Origin of the sequence: Klebsiella sp. K5-45, from assembly GCF_030128605.1 — a bacterium.
In the GTDB taxonomy this organism is placed as follows: Bacteria; Pseudomonadota; Gammaproteobacteria; order Enterobacterales; family Enterobacteriaceae; genus Klebsiella; species Klebsiella quasipneumoniae.
On sequence record NZ_JAKUZW010000020.1, the window covers coordinates 1 to 22,537 of the forward strand.

Genomic DNA, 22,537 nt, shown 5'->3' on the forward strand with positions numbered 1-22,537 from the left:
TGTACATTCTGTCCAAAGACGAAGGCGGCCGTCATACTCCGTTCTTCAAAGGCTACCGTCCGCAGTTCTACTTCCGTACAACTGACGTGACTGGCACCATCGAACTGCCGGAAGGCGTAGAGATGGTCATGCCGGGCGACAACATCAAAATGGTTGTTACCCTGATCCACCCGATCGCGATGGACGATGGTCTGCGTTTCGCAATCCGTGAAGGCGGTCGTACCGTTGGCGCGGGCGTGGTTGCTAAAGTTCTCGGCTAATCGCTGATAACATTTGACGCAATGCGCAATAAAAGGGCATCATTTGATGCCCTTTTTGCACGCTTTCACACCAGAACCTGGCTCATCAGTGATTTTATTTGTCATAATCATTGCTGAGACAGGCTCTGAAGAGGGCGTTTATACACCAAACCATTCGAGCGATAGTGCGACGGCAATCAGCATCCTCCTTTGCGTTAGCAGGGCAGGGGCGACAAAACCGTCAGCGTTGAAGCAATTTGAATAGTTAAGTGTATAATCCGAAACTTAATTTCGGTTTGGATCGCCTCGCCCCCGCGGGGTGAAATTGTTTGTAGAATACTTCTGACAGGTTGGTTTATGAGTGCGAATACCGAAGCTCAAGGGAGCGGGCGCGGCCTGGAAGCGATGAAGTGGATTATCGTTGCCGTGCTGCTGATCGTGGCGATCGTGGGCAACTTCCTTTATCGCGACATTATGCTGGCGGTGCGTGCGCTGGCCGTGGTTATTCTTATTGCTGCTGCCGGTGGCGTCGCGCTGTTGACGACGAAAGGTAAGGCGACCGTTGCTTTTGCTCGCGAAGCGAGAACCGAAGTTCGTAAAGTGATTTGGCCGACTCGCCAGGAAACGCTGCATACTACGCTGATTGTTGCTGCTGTGACTGCAGTAATGTCACTGATCCTGTGGGGACTGGATGGTATTCTGGTTCGCCTGGTCTCCTTTATCACTGGCCTGAGGTTCTGAGATGTCTGAAGCTCCTAAAAAGCGCTGGTACGTCGTTCAGGCGTTTTCCGGTTTTGAAGGTCGCGTAGCCACGTCGCTGCGTGAACATATCAAATTACACAACATGGAAGAGTTATTTGGCGAAGTCATGGTCCCGACCGAAGAAGTGGTTGAGATCCGTGGCGGCCAGCGTCGCAAAAGCGAACGTAAATTCTTCCCAGGCTACGTTCTGGTCCAGATGGTCATGAACGACGCAAGCTGGCACCTGGTGCGCAGCGTGCCGCGCGTGATGGGCTTCATCGGCGGTACCTCTGACCGTCCGGCGCCGATCAGCGACAAAGAAGTCGACGCCATCATGAATCGTCTGCAGCAGGTTGGCGATAAGCCGCGTCCGAAAACGCTGTTTGAACCGGGCGAAATGGTTCGCGTTAACGACGGTCCGTTCGCTGACTTTAACGGTGTGGTTGAAGAAGTGGACTATGAGAAGTCCCGCCTGAAAGTTTCCGTTTCTATCTTCGGTCGTGCGACTCCGGTAGAACTGGACTTCAGCCAGGTTGAGAAGGCGTAAGCCGGCGATCAAAAAAGCAGCGATTTAATCGTTGCATAGGGCGCGAAATTGGCATACAATTTCGCGCCTTTTGTTTTTATGGGCCCGGCCCGTAAAACGATGTTTAATCACGGGGAGCTTCTCTGAAGCGTTAATACCCAATTTGAGGATTTAAGAATGGCTAAGAAAGTCCAAGCCTACGTCAAGCTGCAGGTTGCAGCTGGTATGGCGAACCCGAGCCCGCCGGTCGGCCCAGCACTGGGTCAGCAGGGCGTGAACATCATGGAATTCTGCAAAGCGTTCAACGCCAAAACTGATTCCCTGGAGAAAGGTCTGCCGATCCCGGTTGTTATCACCGTTTACGCTGACCGTTCCTTTACCTTTGTTACCAAGACTCCGCCGGCTGCTGTTCTGCTGAAGAAAGCTGCGGGCATCAAGTCTGGTTCCGGTAAGCCGAACAAAGATAAAGTGGGTAAAATCTCCCGCGCTCAGCTGCAGGAAATCGCGCAGACCAAAGCTGCCGACATGACTGGTGCCGACATTGAAGCGATGACTCGCTCCATCGAAGGTACTGCACGTTCCATGGGCCTGGTAGTGGAGGACTAAGAAATGGCTAAACTGACCAAGCGCATGCGCGTGATCCGTGAGAAAGTTGATGCAACTAAACAGTACGACATCAACGAAGCCATCGCTCTGCTGAAAGAGCTGGCCACCGCTAAATTTACCGAAAGCGTAGACGTTGCCGTTAACCTCGGCATCGACGCTCGTAAATCTGACCAGAACGTCCGTGGCGCAACTGTACTGCCGCACGGTACTGGCCGTTCCGTTCGCGTAGCCGTATTTACCCAGGGTGCAAACGCTGAAGCTGCTAAAGCTGCAGGCGCTGAGCTGGTAGGTATGGAAGATCTGGCTGAGCAGATCAAAAAAGGCGAAATGAACTTTGACGTTGTTATTGCTTCTCCGGATGCAATGCGCGTTGTTGGCCAGCTGGGCCAGGTTCTGGGTCCGCGTGGCCTGATGCCGAACCCGAAAGTGGGTACTGTAACTCCGAACGTTGCTGAAGCGGTTAAAAACGCGAAAGCAGGTCAGGTTCGTTACCGTAACGACAAAAACGGCATCATCCACACCACCATCGGTAAAGTGGACTTTGACGCTGACAAACTGAAAGAAAACCTGGAAGCTCTGCTGGTTGCGCTGAAAAAAGCAAAACCGACTCAGGCGAAAGGCGTGTACATCAAGAAAGTTAGCATCTCCACCACCATGGGTGCAGGTGTTGCAGTAGATCAGGCTGGCCTGAACGCTTCTGCAAACTAATGCCTTTACGTGGGCGGTGATTTTGTCTACAATCTTCGCCCACGTTTGCTAACTAAGGTTAGCAGGTAACCGAATTGTTCGTTGGAGTCTGGCCTATCCAGACCTCCGTCGAAGACCGCAGGTGTTTCGCAAGAAACTTAATGCCCTGCGTAGACGGTGACAGAACGCTAAGATTATTTTTGGATATTCTGGCTTGTTTCTGCTCACCGTATTTAGACGCTCTTTTCGTTGAATTGAGTGAAGTGAGTTCCAGAGCATAGGCTCTGGCAAACATCCAGGAGCAAAGCTAATGGCTTTAAATCTTCAAGACAAACAAGCGATTGTTGCTGAAGTCAGCGAAGTAGCCAAAGGCGCGCTGTCTGCAGTAGTTGCGGATTCCCGTGGCGTAACTGTAGATAAAATGACTGAACTGCGTAAAGCAGGTCGTGAAGCTGGCGTATACATGCGTGTTGTTCGTAACACCCTGCTGCGCCGCGTCGTTGAAGGTACTCAGTTCGAGTGCCTGAAAGACACGTTTGTTGGTCCGACCCTGATTGCATACTCTATGGAACACCCGGGCGCTGCTGCTCGTCTGTTCAAAGAGTTCGCGAAAGCGAATGCAAAATTTGAGGTCAAAGCCGCTGCCTTTGAAGGTGAGCTGATCCCGGCGTCGCAGATCGACCGCCTGGCAACTCTGCCGACCTACGAAGAAGCAATTGCACGCCTGATGGCAACCATGAAAGAAGCTTCGGCTGGCAAACTGGTTCGTACTCTGGCTGCTGTACGCGATGCGAAAGAAGCTGCTTAATCGCAGTTATCTTTGTAAAGCATTCGCTTACGTATAAACTTATTCTGATATTCAGGAACAATTTAAATGTCTATCACTAAAGATCAAATCATTGAAGCAGTATCCGCTATGTCCGTAATGGACGTTGTTGAGCTGATCTCTGCAATGGAAGAAAAATTCGGTGTTTCCGCTGCTGCTGCTGTAGCTGTAGCTGCTGGCCCGGTTGAAGCTGCTGAAGAAAAAACTGAATTCGACGTAATTCTGAAAGCTGCTGGCGCTAACAAAGTTGCTGTTATCAAAGCAGTACGTGGCGCGACTGGCCTGGGTCTGAAAGAAGCTAAAGACCTGGTAGAATCTGCTCCGGCTGCACTGAAAGAAGGCATCAGCAAAGACGACGCTGAAGCTCTGAAAAAATCTCTGGAAGAAGCTGGCGCTGAAGTTGAAGTTAAATAAGCCAACCCTTCCGGTTGCAGCCTGAGAAATCAGGCTGAGGCTGGTGACTTTTTGGTCACCAGCCTTTTTGCGCTGTAAGGCGCCAGTAGCGTTTCACGCTGTTTGACTACTGGTTTGCCTCTCAATGCTTGTTTCTATCGACGACTTAATATACTGCGACAGGTTAGGGTTCCTGGGCTGTGTAAATCGCAATGAAATGGTTTAAGCGTGATAGCAACAGGCATTGCGGAAAGTGTTCCATTTTCCGGTCAACAAAATAGTGTTGCATAAAAAACTGCCCTCTGCGGGCAGATGGGTCGACTTGTCAGCGAGCTGAGGAACCCTATGGTTTACTCCTATACCGAGAAAAAACGTATTCGTAAGGATTTTGGTAAACGTCCACAAGTTCTGGATGTGCCATATCTCCTTTCTATCCAGCTTGACTCGTTCCAGAAGTTTATCGAGCAAGATCCTGAAGGGCAGTACGGTCTGGAAGCTGCTTTCCGTTCCGTGTTCCCGATTCAGAGCTACAGCGGTAATTCCGAGCTGCAATACGTCAGCTACCGTCTGGGCGAACCGGTTTTTGACGTTAAAGAATGTCAGATCCGTGGCGTGACTTACTCTGCACCGCTGCGCGTAAAACTGCGTCTGGTGATCTACGAGCGCGAAGCGCCGGAAGGCACCGTCAAAGACATTAAAGAACAAGAAGTCTACATGGGCGAAATCCCGCTCATGACCGACAACGGTACCTTCGTCATCAACGGTACCGAGCGTGTTATCGTTTCTCAGCTGCACCGTAGCCCGGGCGTCTTCTTTGACAGTGACAAAGGTAAGACTCACTCATCCGGTAAGGTTCTGTATAACGCACGTATCATCCCTTACCGCGGTTCCTGGCTGGACTTCGAATTCGACCCGAAAGACAACCTGTTCGTTCGTATCGACCGTCGTCGTAAGCTGCCGGCTACCATCATCCTGCGCGCGCTGAATTACACCACTGAGCAGATCCTTGACCTGTTCTTCGAAAAAGTGGTCTTTGAAATTCGCGACAACAAGCTGCAGATGGAGCTGATTCCGGAGCGTCTGCGCGGTGAAACCGCCTCCTTCGATATCGAAGCCAACGGCAAAGTGTACGTTGAGAAAGGCCGTCGCATCACGGCTCGCCATATCCGTCAGCTGGAAAAAGACGATATCAAGCATATCGAAGTGCCGGTTGAATATATCGCGGGCAAAGTGGCGGCTAAAGACTATATCGATGAAGCGACTGGCGAACTGATCTGCCCGGCGAACATGGAGCTGAGCCTGGATCTGCTGGCTAAGCTGAGCCAGTCTGGCCACAAGCGCATCGAAACGCTGTTCACTAACGATCTGGACCACGGTCCATACATCTCTGAAACGGTACGCGTCGACCCGACTAACGATCGTCTGAGCGCGCTGGTAGAAATCTACCGCATGATGCGCCCTGGCGAGCCGCCGACTCGTGAAGCCGCTGAAAGCCTGTTTGAGAACCTGTTCTTCTCCGAAGACCGCTACGATCTGTCCGCGGTTGGTCGTATGAAGTTCAACCGTTCTCTGCTGCGCGACGAAATCGAAGGTTCCGGTATCCTGAGCAAAGACGACATCATTGAAGTGATGAAGAAGCTCATCGATATCCGTAACGGTAAAGGCGAAGTGGACGATATCGACCACCTCGGTAACCGTCGTATCCGTTCCGTTGGCGAAATGGCGGAGAACCAGTTCCGCGTTGGCCTGGTACGTGTAGAGCGTGCGGTGAAAGAGCGTCTGTCTCTGGGCGATCTGGATACCCTGATGCCTCAGGATATGATCAACGCCAAGCCGATTTCCGCAGCAGTGAAAGAGTTCTTTGGTTCCAGCCAGCTGTCTCAGTTTATGGACCAGAACAACCCGCTGTCTGAGATCACGCACAAACGTCGTATCTCCGCACTCGGCCCAGGCGGTCTGACCCGTGAGCGCGCAGGCTTCGAAGTTCGAGACGTACACCCGACTCACTATGGTCGCGTATGTCCAATCGAAACGCCTGAAGGTCCGAACATCGGTCTGATCAACTCCCTGTCCGTGTACGCGCAGACCAACGAATATGGCTTCCTTGAGACGCCGTATCGTAAAGTGACCGACGGTGTGGTTACTGACGAAATTCACTACCTGTCTGCTATCGAAGAAGGCAACTACGTTATCGCTCAGGCGAACTCCAACCTGGATGAAAACGGCCACTTCGTAGAAGACCTGGTGACCTGCCGTAGCAAAGGCGAATCCAGCTTGTTCAGCCGTGACCAGGTTGACTACATGGACGTATCCACCCAGCAGGTGGTATCCGTCGGTGCGTCCCTGATCCCGTTCCTGGAACACGATGACGCCAACCGTGCATTGATGGGTGCAAACATGCAACGTCAGGCCGTTCCGACTCTGCGCGCTGATAAGCCGCTGGTTGGTACCGGTATGGAACGTGCTGTGGCCGTCGACTCCGGTGTTACTGCGGTGGCTAAACGTGGCGGTACTGTTCAGTACGTGGATGCCTCCCGTATCGTTATCAAAGTTAACGAAGACGAGATGTACCCGGGCGAAGCAGGTATCGACATCTATAACCTGACTAAGTACACCCGTTCTAACCAGAACACCTGCATCAACCAGATGCCTTGCGTGTCCCTGGGCGAACCTATTGAGCGCGGCGACGTGCTGGCCGACGGCCCGTCCACCGACCTCGGTGAGCTGGCGCTGGGTCAGAACATGCGCGTAGCGTTCATGCCGTGGAACGGCTACAACTTCGAAGACTCCATCCTCGTTTCCGAGCGTGTTGTCCAGGAAGACCGTTTCACCACTATCCACATTCAGGAACTGGCGTGCGTGTCCCGTGACACCAAGCTGGGGCCGGAAGAGATCACCGCTGACATCCCGAACGTGGGTGAAGCTGCGCTCTCCAAACTGGATGAGTCCGGTATCGTTTATATCGGTGCGGAAGTGACCGGCGGCGACATTCTGGTTGGTAAGGTTACGCCGAAAGGTGAAACCCAGCTGACGCCGGAAGAGAAACTGCTGCGTGCGATCTTCGGTGAGAAAGCGTCTGACGTTAAAGACTCCTCTCTGCGCGTACCGAACGGTGTCTCTGGTACCGTTATCGACGTTCAGGTCTTTACCCGTGACGGCGTAGAAAAAGACAAACGTGCGCTGGAAATCGAAGAGATGCAGCTGAAGCAGGCCAAAAAAGACCTGTCTGAAGAACTGCAGATCCTCGAAGCCGGTCTGTTCAGTCGTATCTACGCGGTGCTGGTCTCCGGTGGCGTTGAAGCTGAGAAGCTCGACAAACTGCCGCGCGATCGCTGGCTGGAACTGGGCCTGACCGACGAAGAGAAACAAAATCAGCTGGAACAGCTGGCTGAGCAGTACGACGAACTGAAACACGAGTTCGAGAAAAAACTCGAAGCGAAACGCCGCAAAATCACCCAAGGCGACGATCTGGCACCTGGCGTGCTGAAGATTGTTAAGGTATACCTGGCCGTTAAACGCCGTATCCAGCCTGGTGACAAGATGGCGGGCCGTCACGGTAACAAGGGTGTTATCTCTAAGATCAACCCGATCGAAGATATGCCGCACGATGCTAACGGTACGCCGGTAGATATCGTCCTCAACCCGCTGGGCGTACCGTCTCGTATGAACATCGGTCAGATCCTGGAAACTCACCTGGGTATGGCTGCGAAAGGCATCGGCGATAAGATCAACGCCATGCTGAAACAGCAGCAGGAAGTCGCGAAACTGCGCGAGTTCATCCAGCGTGCCTACGATCTGGGCGCTGACGTTCGTCAGAAAGTTGACCTGAATACCTTCAGCGATGAAGAAGTTCTGCGTCTGGCTGAAAACCTGCGTAAAGGTATGCCGATCGCAACGCCGGTGTTCGACGGTGCGAAAGAAGCGGAAATTAAAGCGCTGCTGCAGCTGGGCGACCTGCCGACTTCCGGTCAGATCACCCTGTTCGACGGCCGCACCGGTGAGCAGTTCGAGCGTCCGGTAACCGTGGGTTACATGTACATGCTGAAACTGAACCACCTGGTCGACGACAAAATGCACGCGCGTTCCACCGGTTCTTACAGCCTGGTTACTCAGCAGCCGCTGGGTGGTAAGGCGCAGTTCGGTGGTCAGCGCTTCGGTGAGATGGAAGTGTGGGCGCTGGAAGCATACGGCGCAGCTTACACCCTGCAGGAAATGCTCACCGTTAAGTCTGATGACGTGAACGGTCGTACTAAGATGTATAAAAACATCGTGGACGGCAATCACCAGATGGAACCGGGCATGCCGGAATCCTTCAACGTACTGTTGAAAGAAATTCGCTCGCTGGGCATCAACATCGAACTGGAAGACGAGTAATTCTCGCTCAAACAGGTCACTGCTGCCGGGTTAACGCCCGGCAGCGGAATGTGCTAACTCCGACGGGAGCAAATCCGTGAAAGACTTATTAAAGTTTCTGAAAGCGCAAACTAAAACCGAAGAGTTTGATGCGATCAAAATTGCTCTGGCTTCGCCAGACATGATCCGTTCATGGTCTTTCGGTGAAGTTAAAAAGCCGGAAACCATTAACTACCGTACGTTCAAACCTGAGCGTGACGGCCTTTTCTGCGCCCGTATCTTTGGGCCGGTAAAAGACTATGAGTGCCTGTGCGGTAAGTACAAGCGCCTGAAACACCGCGGTGTGATCTGTGAGAAGTGCGGCGTTGAAGTGACCCAGACTAAAGTGCGTCGTGAGCGCATGGGCCACATCGAGCTGGCATGTCCGACTGCGCACATCTGGTTCCTGAAATCTCTGCCGTCCCGTATCGGCCTGCTGCTGGATATGCCGCTGCGCGATATCGAACGTGTACTGTACTTTGAATCCTATGTGGTTATCGAAGGTGGCATGACCAACCTCGAACGCAACCAGATTCTGACGGAAGAACAGTACCTGGACGCGCTGGAAGAGTTCGGTGACGAATTCGACGCGAAGATGGGTGCGGAAGCGATCCAGGCGCTGCTGCGCAATATGGATCTGGAGCAGGAGTGCGAGCAGCTGCGTGAAGAGCTGAACGAAACCAACTCCGAAACCAAGCGTAAAAAGCTGACCAAGCGCATTAAGCTGCTGGAAGCCTTCGTACAGTCTGGCAACAAGCCGGAGTGGATGATCCTGACCGTTCTGCCGGTACTGCCGCCAGATCTGCGTCCGCTGGTTCCGCTGGATGGCGGTCGTTTCGCGACGTCTGACCTCAACGATCTGTATCGTCGCGTGATCAACCGTAACAACCGTCTGAAACGTCTGCTGGATCTGGCTGCGCCGGATATCATCGTACGCAACGAAAAACGTATGCTGCAGGAAGCGGTAGATGCCCTGCTGGACAACGGTCGTCGCGGTCGTGCGATCACCGGTTCTAACAAACGTCCTCTGAAATCTTTGGCCGATATGATCAAAGGTAAACAGGGTCGTTTCCGTCAGAACCTGCTCGGTAAGCGCGTTGACTACTCCGGTCGTTCTGTTATCACCGTAGGTCCATACCTGCGTCTGCATCAGTGCGGTCTGCCGAAGAAAATGGCGCTGGAGCTGTTCAAACCGTTCATCTACGGCAAGCTGGAACTGCGTGGCCTGGCCACCACCATCAAAGCCGCTAAGAAGATGGTTGAGCGCGAAGAAGCTGTCGTTTGGGATATCCTGGACGAAGTGATCCGCGAACACCCGGTTCTGCTGAACCGTGCGCCGACCCTGCACCGTCTGGGTATTCAGGCATTCGAACCGGTTCTGATCGAAGGTAAAGCCATCCAGCTGCACCCGCTGGTTTGTGCGGCATACAACGCCGACTTCGATGGTGACCAGATGGCTGTTCACGTACCGCTGACGCTGGAAGCCCAGCTGGAAGCGCGTGCGCTGATGATGTCTACCAACAACATCCTGTCCCCGGCGAACGGCGAACCAATCATCGTTCCGTCTCAGGACGTTGTACTGGGTCTGTACTACATGACCCGTGACAGTGTTAACGCCAAAGGCGAAGGCATGGTGCTGACTGGCCCGAAAGAAGCTGAGCGTATTTATCGCGCCGGCCTGGCCTCTCTGCATGCGCGCGTTAAAGTGCGTATCACTGAATACGAAAAAGACGACAATGGTGAGTTTGTCGCGAAAACCAGCCTGAAAGACACGACCATTGGCCGTGCCATTCTGTGGATGATCGTACCGAAAGGTCTGCCGTTCTCTATCGTGAACCAGGCGCTCGGTAAGAAAGCGATCTCCAAGATGCTGAACACCTGTTACCGTATTCTGGGCCTGAAACCGACCGTTATTTTCGCGGACCAGACGATGTACACCGGCTTTGCTTACGCAGCGCGTTCAGGTGCATCCGTTGGTATCGATGACATGGTCATCCCGGAGAAAAAATACGAAATCATCAGCGAAGCGGAAGCGGAAGTTGCTGAGATTCAGGAACAGTTCCAGTCCGGTCTGGTGACCGCGGGCGAACGCTACAACAAAGTTATCGATATCTGGGCTGCGGCGAACGATCGTGTATCCAAAGCGATGATGGATAACCTGCAAACCGAAACCGTGATTAACCGTGACGGTCAGGAAGAACAGCAGGTTTCCTTCAACAGCATCTACATGATGGCCGACTCCGGTGCGCGTGGTTCTGCTGCACAGATTCGTCAGCTGGCCGGTATGCGTGGTCTGATGGCGAAGCCGGATGGCTCCATCATCGAAACGCCGATCACCGCGAACTTCCGTGAAGGTCTGAACGTACTCCAGTACTTCATCTCCACGCACGGTGCGCGTAAAGGTCTGGCGGATACCGCACTGAAAACAGCGAACTCCGGTTACCTGACTCGTCGTCTGGTCGACGTTGCCCAGGACCTGGTCGTCACTGAAGACGACTGCGGCACCCTGGAAGGCATCACCATGACGCCGGTTATCGAAGGTGGCGACGTTAAAGAGCCGCTGCGCGATCGCGTACTGGGTCGTGTGACTGCGGAAGACGTGCTGAAGCCGGGTACCGCGGATATTCTGGTTCCACGCAACACGCTGCTGCACGAGCACTGGTGTGACCTGCTGGAAGCGAACTCCGTTGACTCCGTCAAAGTGCGTTCCGTTGTATCCTGTGACACCGACTTTGGTGTATGTGCGCACTGCTATGGTCGTGACCTGGCGCGTGGCCACATCATCAACAAAGGTGAGGCTATCGGCGTTATCGCGGCACAGTCCATCGGTGAGCCGGGTACACAGCTGACGATGCGTACGTTCCACATCGGTGGTGCGGCATCTCGTGCGGCTGCTGAATCCAGCATCCAGGTGAAAAACAAAGGTAGCATCAAGCTCAGCAACGCGAAGTCGGTTGTGAACTCCAGCGGTAAACTGGTTATCACTTCCCGTAACACCGAGCTGAAACTGATCGACGAATTCGGTCGTACCAAAGAGAGCTATAAAGTGCCTTACGGTGCGGTTATGGCGAAAGGCGACGGTGAGCAGGTTGCCGGCGGTGAAACCGTCGCAAACTGGGATCCGCACACCATGCCGGTTATCACCGAAGTCAGCGGTTTCATCCGCTTCACTGACATGATCGACGGCCAGACCATTACTCGTCAGACCGACGAACTGACTGGTCTGTCTTCGCTGGTGGTTCTGGACTCTGCAGAACGTACCGCAGGTGGTAAAGATCTGCGTCCGGCGCTGAAAATCGTTGATGCTCAGGGCAACGACGTTCTGATCCCAGGTACCGATATGCCGGCTCAGTACTTCCTGCCGGGTAAAGCGATTGTTCAGCTGGAAGATGGCGTACAGATCAGCTCTGGTGACACCCTGGCGCGTATTCCGCAGGAATCCGGCGGTACCAAGGACATCACCGGTGGTCTGCCGCGCGTTGCGGACCTGTTCGAAGCACGTCGTCCGAAAGAGCCGGCAATCCTGGCTGAAATCAGCGGTATCATTTCCTTCGGTAAAGAAACCAAAGGGAAACGTCGCCTGGTTATCACCCCGGTAGACGGTAGCGAACCGTACGAAGAGATGATTCCGAAATGGCGTCAGCTCAACGTGTTCGAAGGTGAACGTGTAGAACGTGGTGACGTGGTTTCCGACGGTCCGGAAGCGCCGCACGACATTCTGCGTCTGCGTGGCGTACATGCTGTGACCCGTTACATTGTTAACGAAGTCCAGGACGTATACCGTCTGCAGGGCGTTAAGATTAACGATAAACACATCGAAGTTATCGTTCGTCAGATGCTGCGTAAAGCCACCATCGAAAGCGCAGGCAGCTCCGACTTCCTCGAAGGCGAGCAGGTGGAATACTCCCGCGTCAAGATCGCGAACCGCGAACTGGAAGCGAACGGCAAAGTGGGCGCAACGTTCTCCCGCGATCTGCTGGGTATCACCAAAGCGTCTCTGGCCACCGAGTCCTTCATCTCCGCGGCATCGTTCCAGGAGACCACTCGCGTGCTGACCGAAGCAGCCGTTGCGGGCAAACGCGACGAACTGCGCGGTCTGAAAGAGAACGTCATCGTGGGTCGTCTGATCCCGGCCGGTACCGGTTATGCGTACCACCAGGATCGTATGCGCCGTCGCGCTGCTGGCGAACTGCCGGCGGCACCGCAGGTGAGCGTGGAAGAAGCATCTGCCAACCTGGCAGAGCTGCTGAACGCAGGTCTGGGCGGTTCTGACAACGATTAATCGTTGATGCACTGCTGAAAAGCCGGTCAGGTTTCCTGACCGGCTTTTTTATTGCCTGTTCTCCGCAGCACCCGTCTTTAATTACATTTACGCCATATCCAGGCTGCAATTTTTAGCAATTAATTCATACAAAATATCCATTAATCTATCATCTCAAAAACCTTTCTTTATATATGGGTAAAACTTCTACTCATATCAAAAAATAATCAATTCAAAGAGGATATATTCAAAATACCTGATGAATCATGGGATTACTGCTGCTGCTTTATCTTCGGCGCGACGGCTCTGGAGAGGGAACGCTGCATCTCATGCTTCCCCCAACAAGGCGCAGAAATAACCCCGGCAGACAGGTATGGATCATTACTTTAGGTCTGAGCGGACAGGCTCTGGGGGCTGCATGGAATTCGCGATACAACTCATTATTATCTTAATTTGTCTGTTTTACGGTGCCCGAAAAGGCGGTATTGCGCTGGGGCTGCTGGGCGGCATCGGTTTGGTGATCCTCGTTTTTGTTTTTCATCTCCAGCCGGGCAAACCGCCGGTTGATGTGATGCTGGTGATCATTGCGGTGGTGGCGGCCTCGGCGACGCTGCAGGCATCCGGCGGTCTGGATGTCATGCTGCAGATTGCTGAGAAGCTGCTGCGGCGTAACCCAAAATATGTCTCTATTGTGGCGCCTTTCGTCACCTGCACGCTGACCATCCTCTGCGGTACCGGTCACGTGGTGTATACCATCCTGCCGATTATCTACGATGTGGCGATTAAGAATAACATTCGCCCGGAGCGTCCGATGGCCGCCAGCTCCATTGGCGCCCAGATGGGGATCATCGCCAGCCCGGTCTCAGTGGCGGTGGTTTCGCTGGTGGCGATGCTGGGGAATTTTACCTTTAACGGTAAACATCTGGAGTTTCTCGATCTGCTGGCGATAACCATTCCGTCCACGCTGCTGGGCATTTTAGCGATTGGCATCTTCAGCTGGTTCCGCGGCAAAGATCTGGATAAAGACGAAGCCTTCCAGGCGTTTATTGCGGTACCGGAGAACCGCCATTACGTCTATGGCGATACGGCGACGCTGCTGGATAAAAAGCTGCCCACCAGCAACTGGATAGCGATGTGGATTTTTCTGGCCTCCATCGCTGTGGTGGCGCTGCTTGGCGCCTTCTCTGAACTGCGTCCGGCCTTTGACGGTAAACCGCTGTCGATGGTGCTGGTGATCCAGATGTTTATGCTGCTTTCCGGGGCGCTGATCATCATCATTACTAAAACCAACCCGGCATCGATTTCCAAAAATGAGGTCTTTCGTTCGGGAATGATCGCTATCGTCGCGGTGTACGGCATCGCCTGGATGGCGGAGACCATGTTTGGCGCGCACATGACCGAGATTAAAGGCGTGCTCGGGGAGATGGTCAAAGAGTATCCATGGGCCTATGCCATCGTTCTGCTGCTGGTTTCGAAGTTTGTGAACTCGCAGGCGGCAGCGCTGGCGGCGATTGTTCCGGTGGCCCTGGCCATCGGCGTTGATCCGGCCTATATCGTGGCTTCTGCGCCGGCCTGCTATGGCTACTATATACTGCCGACCTACCCAAGCGATCTGGCGGCGATCCAGTTTGACCGCTCAGGGACCACCCATATTGGCCGCTTTGTGATTAACCACAGCTTTATCCTGCCCGGGCTCATCGGCGTTGGCGTCTCCTGCGTGTTTGGCTGGGTATTCGCGGCGATGTACGGCTTTCTGTAAGCGGGGACGGGCGCCGGCAGCGACGCCCGTTTAATTCGAGAGATTATTGCGCGAGGGGCAGGCGACGGTATAGTTCAATCATATCGGTCGCCAGATCCTGAATGACCATGGCGTTCATCAGATGGTCCTGAGAATGCACGGTGATCAGGTTGACCGGTAACTTACCGCTGCCTTCATCCAGGCCGATAAGCTGGGTCTGAATTTTATGCGCATGTTTGACGAACTCATGGGACTCGGCCATGGCCTGCTCCGCTGCGGCAAAATCGCCTTTCCGCGCCAGCTGTAGCGCCGTGAGCGCCGCGCTGCGCGCAGAACCCGCGTTAACCAGCAGCTCCATGATGATCGTTTCTAAATCTTCCATCGATTACTCCAGCATCTTAAGGGCTTTATCCAGAACGGCATCACCTTTCATCATGCCGTAGTCCATCATATCGATCACCGCGACCTTTTTGCCGAACGGGTCGGCCAGCGCCTGAAGCTTCGCCTGCTCATATTTCACCTGCGGGCCGAGCAGAATAATGTCGGCGGCGGCCAGATTATCTTTAAACTCGGCGACCGGTACGGCCTTGATGGAGACTTCAACACCTTTCTTCTGCGCGGCATCTTGCATACGCTGAACCAGCATGCTGGTAGACATACCGGCGGCACAGCACAAAACGATATTCTTCATAGTCAGTGGCCCTTGTGTTCCGTGATGTCCTATCTTTATCGCGGCCCTGGCGATGCGACAACCGCTTTACCGTGATTGTGTGTAAGTCATCACACAAAAATTGAAACCGGTTTCATTTTTGTCGGAAAAAATAAAAAAGCCCACCGAAGTGGGCGGTTGCGGCGCTGAAGCCCTAGGCGCGCAGGATGCGGTTTTTACCCTGCTGTTTGGCTTTGTACAGCGCTTCATCGACGCTCACCACCAGCTTATCCAGCGGCTCCATGTTCCATTCCCCCAGCCCGGCGCTGAAGGTGACCGTCAGGCCATCTTCGCGCCAGGTGCGCCGTTCGACGTTTACCCGCCATGTTTCCAGCAGCGTGCGGGCGTTATCAATATGTTCGGCAGGAAAGACCACCGCGAACTCTTCGCCACCATAGCGATAGAGGGATATCTCCAGCGGCTGGAGGACCTGCAGTCCTTCGCGGGCGACGTTTCGCAGAACGATATCGCCGTTGAGGTGACCCCAGGTGTCGTTGATCGATTTGAAGTTATCGATATCGACCAGCGCGAGGGCGAACGGCTGATGATCGTTCATCAGCGCGGCAATATCACTATCGAAGGCGCGGCGGTTCTTGCAGCCGGTGAGCGCGTCGATGGTCGCCTGGCGGACGTAGGTCAGCTCGCGCTGCTTATTAGTTTCAATGGCTTTACTCAGCATCGCCTCGAGGCGGGGGGCGCGTTTGACGTCGCCGGTTTTAATCGCATTGATGATATTCATCAGCACGGTGCGGGAGGCATGACGCAGATAAAGGCCGAACAGGATGATGATGATCGCCGCGAGGGCAAAACCGCCGATCACTAAATTGGTTTCATGGCGCGTCAGATTGACCAGGGTGGTGTTATCGACACGGAAAATCACAAACCAGTCGGGATTGGTAAAGGAGTAATAGTAATACCAGGTGTCGCTCCCGGGATCGTAAAGCTGCCCCTCGCCGCTGGTCATTTTATCCATCAGCTCATTACTGACGAAGGGTTTAAACAGTGCGCCAGGGTCGGAGTGCAGGACCACTTTGCCATCACGCTGCACCACAAAAAACTCGCCCTGTACGGGGGCCACCATCTGGCGCAGCGCGAACCCCATGGAGGTGAGATCGAGATGAAAGGCCAGGCTGCCCTTGAGTTTCCCCTCCGGGGTGATGATGGGTTTGAAAATGGTAATCGTCGGATGGTGGGTAAAAAAATCCATATATGGGCTGGTGTAGTGGCTGAAGGTGCTGGCTTCCGCCTGTTTGATAAACCAGGGCCGCGTTCTGGGATCGAAAGCCTGACTGTCTTCATTTTCCAGCACCTCCGGGGCGCGCAGATAGTGGCCCTCGGTATCCGCCAGCGAGATGGATGAGACGCTCGGCATCATGTTCTGTAACTGCATCAGCGTCGTTAACCCTTTCTCCGGTTCCACATTGACTGCGCGATTCAGTTCGTCATTGCGGGCAAAGAAGGCGACCGCGCGCCCAAGGATAAAATCATTTTCCCGCAGCAGGGTTTCCGTGTAGTTGATCGCCAGGTTGTGGGTAAAGTTGCGGTTAATGTCGTGATAATCTTCAAGAAAATCTTTTCGCTGCGCCAGGGTGACAAAAATAGCGATCAGCATAAAACTGAGCAAGATGCCGGCAAACCCCACGACGATCGGCGTCGTGAAAGAGAGCTTTCTGTTGTGTAGAGCCATGAATCGTTAATCGTCCCGGATGTATAAACCATGGGTCCGAACGCAGGTTGCGACTGCGACGCCTGCCGATCGAATCAGTTAACTATTGCTCAATTATAACTCTGAGGCCTTCATGTATCGTGATTTATATTCGGCGACAATGTACAGGCCCTCGATCAGCGCGGAGAGGCAGGGCGAAAATGAGGAAGAAAAGGTTCGCCCTGGTCAGCGTCCGCTGCTGACCCGGGCAGAATAGAAAAAGGGCGCCTGGCGGGCCAGCCTCCGTTTTTCATCTCTCGTGCAGGCGCGCAAAAATATCAGGCGCTTACACTGTACATCATGAGGTTTGCGAGGCGCGTCCCAGCCAGCTGTCCCAGTCTTTCCACACCGGCTGCAGGCCGCGGGCAGCCAGCGCGCTGGCGACTTCTTCAGGCCGACGGCCATCGTGCGGCGCGAACTGCTCAAGCTCCGGATGGTCGTCGGCGTAACCCCCGGGCTGGGTTTTGGAGAAGGCGCTGACGTTATTGATCGCCAGCGGGATCACCCGGTCGCGGAACCAGGGGGATTCGCGGGTGGATAGCGACAGCTCAACCTCCGGCGCCAGCAGGCGGAAGGCGCAGATGGTCTGCACCAGCTGACGCTCATCCATTAGCGAGGCCGGTTCAATGCCGCCGGCGCAGGGACGCAGACGCGGGAAGGAGACCGAATAGCGGCTGCGCCAGTAGCGTTGCTGCAGCCATAACAGGTGCTCAGCGACCATAAAGCAGTCCACCCGCCAGCTGTCGGAAAGGCCGATCAGCGCGCCAAGGCCGATCTTATCGATCCCCGCCTCGCCCAGGCGATCCGGCGTATCCAGCCGCCAGAAGAAATCCTGCTTTTTCCCTTTCAGGTGGTGCTGAGCGTACATGCTTTCGTGATAGGTCTCCTGATAGACCATCACCCCGTCGAGCCCCAGGGTTTTCAGCTCGGCATACTCGTCGGTCGCCAGCGGCTGCACCTCCATATGCAGCGAGGCAAACTGGCTGCGGATTGCCGGCAGGTGCTGGCGGAAATAATCCATTCCCACCTTGCCCTGATGCTCACCGGTCACCAGCAGCAGATGCTCAAAGCCCAGGTCGCGGATCGCGGCGCACTCGCGGGCAATCTCGGCGGCATCCAGCGTCTTGCGCTTAATGCGGTTGCTCATCGAGAAGCCGCAGTAGGTGCAGTCGTTGGCGCACAGGTTGGAGAGATACAGCGGCACGTAGAAGCTGACGGTATTGCCGAAGCGCTGACGGGTAAGCCGCTGCGCGCGCTGGGCCAGAGGTTCAAGATACCCGGCCGCCGCTGGCGAAAGCAGGGCCATCATGTCGTCGCGGGTCAGCTGTTTGGCTGCCAGCGCCCGTTCGACATCGGCGGCGGTTTTACCGTTGATGCGCAGGCGGATGTCGTCCCACTCCAGCTGCCGCCAGCGATCGCTGAAGGTTTTCATGCCAGCGCCTCCAGGAATCCGGTGAGCGGGCTGGTGGCCTGCGCCTGCGCGCTGCGCGCCCCCGGTCCGGCCTGACGGGCCAGCAAGCCGGCCTCGACCGCCATACGGAAAGCGTGGGCCATGGCCACGGGATCGTCGGCGACGGCAATAGCGGTATTGACCAGCACCGCGTCCGCGCCCATTTCCAGCGCCTGCGCCGCATGGCTTGGGACGCCGATGCCGGCGTCGACCACCACCGGCACCGTCGCCTGCTCGATAATAATCTCCAGCATGGCTTTGGTTTCCAGCCCCTGATTGGAGCCGATCGGCGCGCCCAGGGGCATCACCGCCGCGCAGCCAGCCTCTTCCAGCCGTTTACACAGCACCGGGTCGGCGCCGCAGTAGGGCAGCACCACGAACCCTTCGCGGACCAGCAGCTCCGCCGCTTTCAGGGTTTCAATCGGGTCGGGCAGCAGCCAGCGGGCGTCCGGGTGGATCTCCAGTTTCAGCCAGTGGGTGCCCAAGGCTTCCCGCGCCAGGCGGGCGGCAAACACCGCCTCTTCCGCTGTCTTGGCGCCCGAGGTATTCGGCAGCAGGCTGACTCCCGCCGCCAACAGCGGGGCGAGGATGGCGTCATTGTGCTGACGTAAATCGACGCGCTTCATCGCCAGGGTGACCAGCTGGCTGCCCGAGGCGCGAATCGCCTGAACCATCACCTCCGGGGCGGCGAATTTGCCGGTACCGGTGAAAAGATGGGATTCAAAGGTTTTGTCTGCAATACGTAACATGTCAGCCTCCAGCGATAACCTGAAAAAGCAGGACTCGATCGCCTTCCTGCAAGAGATGATCTTCCCACCGGTCGCGCGGCAGAATGTGTTGATTGAGCGCCAGCGCGACGCCCGGCTGCAGCTGTTCGAGCTGGGTCAGCAGGGCGCTGACGCTGAGATGGTCGGCGCACGCCAGCGGCTCGTCGTTAAACCAGATCTGCATGCCGCCCTCCGCAAATCGGGCAGTCCCGGGAACGCTGTAGCGCCAGGTTACGCCAGTTGCTGGTGCGGGCGTCGAACAGCCGCAGAGTGTTGCGCGGCGTCGTCATGCCGCTGAGCAGCTTAATCGCCTCCAGCGCCTGCAGCGTGCCCATCATGCCGACCACCGGACCGACGATCCCCGCGGTGCGGCAGTTGCGCTGCGGTTCGTCGCTATCCGGCCACAGGCAGCGATAGCAACCCTGCGTCCAGGGCGGGGTGAGCACCATCAGCTGACCGCCGAAGCCGACGGCGCTGGCGGTCACTAACGGGATGTCGAGGGCCACGCAGGCGGCATTGATCGCCTGGCGGGTGACCATGTTATCGGTACAGTCCAGCACCACGTCCGCTTTCGCCACCTCGGCGCGCAGCGCCTCGCCGCTTAAGCGCTGCTGGAGCGCAACCAGTGTGATCTGCGGATTTAGCTGGCTGAGCCGCGTCTTTGCCGCCGCGGCTTTTGGCCGATCGATATCCGCGCTGGTGAACAGGATCTGCCGCTGCAGATTGCTGAGATGCACGGCGTCGTCATCGGCCAGGGTCAGCGTCCCGACGCCAGCCCCGGCCAGATAGAGCGCCGCCGGGGAGCCCAGCCCGCCAAGGCCGATAATCAGCACCCGGCTGGCTAACAGCTTCTGCTGACCCTCGATGGCAATATCCTCCAGCAGCAGCTGGCGGCTATAGCGCATAAAGTCGTGATCATTCATCGCCCGCTCCTGCCAGCGCCAGCAGCTGGTCGGTCGCTGCCCGCCAGTCCGCCGCCTGGGTGATGGCGCTGACCACTGCGATGCTGCCGACGCCGGTCGCCAGCACCGCCGCGGCCTTTTCAAGGCTAATTCCGCCGATCGCCACGGTGGGGTAATCCGCCAGGCGTTGGATATGTCTGGCAAGCTGCTCGAGTCCCTGCGGCGCGGAGGGCATCTGTTTGGTTTGCGTCGGGAAGACGTGACCCAGAGCGATGTAAGAGGGACGCGCCGCCAGGGCGATATCAATCTCCATATCGTCATGGGTGGAGACGCCAAGACGTAGCCCGGCTTTGCGGATGGCGCTCAGATCGGTGGTTTCCAGATCTTCTTGTCCGAGATGTACGCCGTAGGCCTGGTGCTTGATCGCCAGTCGCCAGTAATCGTTAATGAACAGCCGGGCGTGATAGCGGCGGCCAAGGGCGATGGCGGCGATGACGTCATCCTCCACCTCGCTGTCGCGTCGGTCCTTGATGCGTAACTGAAGGGTGCGTACTCCAGCTTCGAGCAGGCGTTCAATCCACGCCACGCTGTCCACTACCGGGTAGAGCCCGAGACGAAACGGGACGGGTGGAAAATCAGGCTGATACATCAGACTTCCTCCTGTTTCAGGTAGATTTCGCCGCCGCGGGCGCGGAAGTGATGCGACATATCGGCCATGCCGGCGTCGATGGCCTGCCTGGCGGCGTAGTCGCGGACTTCCTGAGTGATCTTCATTGAGCAGAACTTCGGACCGCACATGGAGCAGAAGTGGGCAACTTTGCCGGATTCCTGCGGCAGGGTTTCATCGTGATAGGCCCGAGCGGTGAACGGATCCAGCGCGAGGTTAAACTGGTCTTCCCAGCGGAATTCGAAGCGTGCCTTCGACATGGCGTTATCGCGGATCTGCGCCCCTGGATGGCCTTTCGCCAGGTCAGCGGCGTGGGCGGCGATTTTGTAGGTAATCAACCCCTGCTTCACATCCTCTTTGTTGGGCAAGCCGAGATGCTCTTTCGGCGTGACATAGCACAGCATGGCGCAGCCGAACCAGCCGATCATCGCCGCGCCGATGCCGGAGGTGAAATGGTCGTAGCCCGGCGCAATGTCGGTGGTGAGCGGCCCGAGGGTGTAGAACGGCGCTTCGTGGCAGTGCTCCAGCTCTTCGGTCATATTGCGGCGGATCATCTGCATCGGCACGTGGCCGGGACCTTCGATCATCACCTGCACGTCATACTCCCAGGCGATTTTCGTCAGCTCGCCGAGGGTGCGCAGCTCGGAGAACTGTGCTTCGTCGTTGGCATCCTGAATGGAGCCGGGGCGCAGGCCATCGCCCAGCGACAGCGAAACGTCATAGGCGGCGCAGATTTCGCAGATTTCGCGGAAGTGCTGGTAGAGGAAGTTTTCCTGATGGTGCGACAGACACCATTTGGCCATGATCGAGCCGCCGCGCGAGACGATGCCGGTCAGACGCTTCGCGGTCATCGGGACGTAGCGCAGCAGTACGCCGGCGTGAATGGTGAAGTAGTCGACTCCCTGTTCGGCCTGTTCCAGCAGGGTATCGCGGAAGACTTCCCAGGTGAGGTTCTCGGCGATGCCGTTGACCTTCTCCAGTGCCTGGTAAATCGGCACAGTGCCGATGGGGACCGGACTGTTACGCAGGATCCACTCGCGGGTTTCGTGGATATAGCGGCCGGTAGAGAGATCCATCACCGTATCGGCGCCCCAGCGGGTAGACCAGACCAGTTTCTCGACCTCTTCTTCGATGGAGGAGGTCACCGCCGAGTTGCCGATATTAGCATTCACTTTTACCAGGAAGTTGCGCCCGATAATCATCGGCTCAGACTCCGGGTGGTTGATATTGGCCGGGATGATGGCGCGCCCGGCGGCCACTTCATCGCGGACGAACTCGGGGGTAATGTTTTCCGGCAGGCGGGCGCCGAAGCCTTCTCCGGCATGCTGCTGGCGCAGAACTTCGCTGCGAATACGTTCACGGCCCATGTTTTCGCGTATGGCGATGAACTCCATCTCCGGGGTGACGATCCCCTGGCGGGCGTAGTGCAGTTGGGTAACACATTTGCCGGCAACGGCGCGTTTTGGCGTCAGCTGGCTATTGAAGCGCAGCTCATCGAGGCCGTCATCGGCCAGCCGCGCTTTGGTATAGGCCGAGCTGCGTTCGCTGAGCGGGGCGCAGTCATTACGTGCGTCGATCCACGGCTGGCGCAGCCTGGCCAGCCCCTGGCGGACATCAATGCCAATATCCGGGTCGCCATAAGGCCCGGAGGTGTCATACACCGGGATCGGTTCGTTGGCTTCGTAATGGGGGTTATCGTTATCGCCGCCGACGAGGGTCGGGCTGAGCTGGATTTCACGCATTGGGACGCGGATATCCGCTTGTGAACCTTGAATGTAGATACGGAGCGAATTAGGAAAAGCAGCGCCTTCCAGCGTATCGATAAATCGCTGCGCGTGCTCGCGTAGCTCACGACGGGTCAGTTTGGTAGTAGACATAGCGCATTCCAGATATAAAGGACATGGCTTGTCAGACGACGGATGGAGTAA

The 22,537-nt window shown here is 56.0% G+C and carries 18 protein-coding genes and 1 pseudogene; 10 read left to right on the forward strand and 9 right to left on the reverse strand.

All coding sequences use genetic code 11. The features are described from left to right. From tuf to dcuB, 10 genes and pseudogenes are all read left to right on the forward strand, one after another. Positions 1 to 260, forward strand: a pseudogene (tuf, locus tag MKS11_RS25540) (elongation factor Tu); the annotation flags it as partial. Positions 261 to 596: 336 nt separating this feature from the next. Beyond that, the gene (gene secE, locus MKS11_RS25545; protein ID WP_002883772.1) at positions 597 to 980 is read left to right on the forward strand and encodes a preprotein translocase subunit SecE; all 384 of its coding nucleotides are present in this window, start codon (positions 597 to 599) and stop codon (positions 978 to 980) included. 1 nt (position 981) lies between these two features. After that, complete coding sequence (gene nusG, locus MKS11_RS25550; RefSeq protein ID WP_001287521.1) at positions 982 to 1,527, forward strand: transcription termination/antitermination protein NusG; 546 nt, start codon at positions 982 to 984, stop codon at positions 1,525 to 1,527. Between the two features lie 156 nt (positions 1,528 to 1,683). Then, a complete protein-coding gene (gene rplK / locus MKS11_RS25555; protein ID WP_002884034.1) occupies positions 1,684 to 2,112 on the forward strand; it encodes a 50S ribosomal protein L11 in 429 nt (142 codons plus the stop codon). Between the two features lie 3 nt (positions 2,113 to 2,115). Further along, the gene (rplA, locus tag MKS11_RS25560; protein ID WP_002884036.1) at positions 2,116 to 2,820 is read left to right on the forward strand and encodes a 50S ribosomal protein L1; all 705 of its coding nucleotides are present in this window, start codon (positions 2,116 to 2,118) and stop codon (positions 2,818 to 2,820) included. Positions 2,821 to 3,109: 289 nt separating this feature from the next. Beyond that, positions 3,110 to 3,607, forward strand: coding sequence for a 50S ribosomal protein L10 (gene rplJ / locus MKS11_RS25565; protein WP_001207203.1), 498 nt, complete (start codon positions 3,110 to 3,112; stop codon positions 3,605 to 3,607). A 66-nt stretch (positions 3,608 to 3,673) separates the two neighbouring features. Beyond that, a complete protein-coding gene (rplL, locus tag MKS11_RS25570; RefSeq protein ID WP_002884142.1) occupies positions 3,674 to 4,039 on the forward strand; it encodes a 50S ribosomal protein L7/L12 in 366 nt (121 codons plus the stop codon). Between the two features lie 324 nt (positions 4,040 to 4,363). After that, positions 4,364 to 8,392, forward strand: a complete 4,029-nt coding sequence (gene rpoB / locus MKS11_RS25575; RefSeq protein ID WP_004206758.1) for a DNA-directed RNA polymerase subunit beta — start codon at positions 4,364 to 4,366, stop codon at positions 8,390 to 8,392. 76 nt (positions 8,393 to 8,468) lie between these two features. Then, positions 8,469 to 12,692, forward strand: coding sequence for a DNA-directed RNA polymerase subunit beta' (gene rpoC / locus MKS11_RS25580; RefSeq protein WP_004206757.1), 4,224 nt, complete (start codon positions 8,469 to 8,471; stop codon positions 12,690 to 12,692). A 397-nt stretch (positions 12,693 to 13,089) separates the two neighbouring features. Next, complete coding sequence (gene dcuB, locus MKS11_RS25585; protein ID WP_008808003.1) at positions 13,090 to 14,430, forward strand: anaerobic C4-dicarboxylate transporter DcuB; 1,341 nt, start codon at positions 13,090 to 13,092, stop codon at positions 14,428 to 14,430. Between the two features lie 43 nt (positions 14,431 to 14,473). On the opposite strand, the gene MKS11_RS25590 is transcribed toward dcuB, so the two are convergent. The 9 genes from MKS11_RS25590 to thiC all read right to left on the reverse strand — a co-directional run bounded on the left by MKS11_RS25590 (position 14,474) and on the right by thiC (position 22,486). Next, positions 14,474 to 14,791, reverse strand: coding sequence for a PTS lactose/cellobiose transporter subunit IIA (locus MKS11_RS25590; protein WP_004206755.1), 318 nt, complete (start codon positions 14,789 to 14,791; stop codon positions 14,474 to 14,476). Between the two features lie 3 nt (positions 14,792 to 14,794). Then, the gene (locus MKS11_RS25595; RefSeq protein WP_002884150.1) at positions 14,795 to 15,100 is read right to left on the reverse strand and encodes a PTS sugar transporter subunit IIB; all 306 of its coding nucleotides are present in this window, start codon (positions 15,098 to 15,100) and stop codon (positions 14,795 to 14,797) included. A 172-nt stretch (positions 15,101 to 15,272) separates the two neighbouring features. Continuing rightward, a complete protein-coding gene (locus tag MKS11_RS25600) occupies positions 15,273 to 16,805 on the reverse strand; it encodes a sensor domain-containing diguanylate cyclase (protein ID WP_017901111.1) in 1,533 nt (510 codons plus the stop codon). Positions 16,806 to 17,121: 316 nt separating this feature from the next. Then, complete coding sequence (gene thiH / locus MKS11_RS25605) at positions 17,122 to 18,255, reverse strand: 2-iminoacetate synthase ThiH (RefSeq protein WP_017901112.1); 1,134 nt, start codon at positions 18,253 to 18,255, stop codon at positions 17,122 to 17,124. Next, entirely contained in the window at positions 18,252 to 19,022 is a 771-nt protein-coding gene (thiG, locus tag MKS11_RS25610) for a thiazole synthase (protein WP_017901113.1), read from the reverse strand. Before thiG ends, thiH begins: the two co-directional genes overlap by 4 nt. Position 19,023: 1 nt before the next feature. Next, a complete protein-coding gene (gene thiS, locus MKS11_RS25615; protein WP_017901114.1) occupies positions 19,024 to 19,224 on the reverse strand; it encodes a sulfur carrier protein ThiS in 201 nt (66 codons plus the stop codon). Continuing rightward, positions 19,208 to 19,963: a thiazole biosynthesis adenylyltransferase ThiF gene (thiF, locus tag MKS11_RS25620; protein ID WP_064178655.1), complete on the reverse strand. Its 756-nt coding sequence runs from the start codon at positions 19,961 to 19,963 to the stop codon at positions 19,208 to 19,210. The genes thiS and thiF overlap by 17 nt, the downstream gene beginning before the upstream one ends. After that, positions 19,956 to 20,591, reverse strand: coding sequence for a thiamine phosphate synthase (gene thiE, locus MKS11_RS25625; RefSeq protein WP_087771430.1), 636 nt, complete (start codon positions 20,589 to 20,591; stop codon positions 19,956 to 19,958). Before thiE ends, thiF begins: the two co-directional genes overlap by 8 nt. Beyond that, complete coding sequence (thiC, locus tag MKS11_RS25630) at positions 20,591 to 22,486, reverse strand: phosphomethylpyrimidine synthase ThiC (RefSeq protein WP_053810882.1); 1,896 nt, start codon at positions 22,484 to 22,486, stop codon at positions 20,591 to 20,593. Before thiC ends, thiE begins: the two co-directional genes overlap by 1 nt. Positions 22,487 to 22,537: the final 51 nt, after the last annotated feature.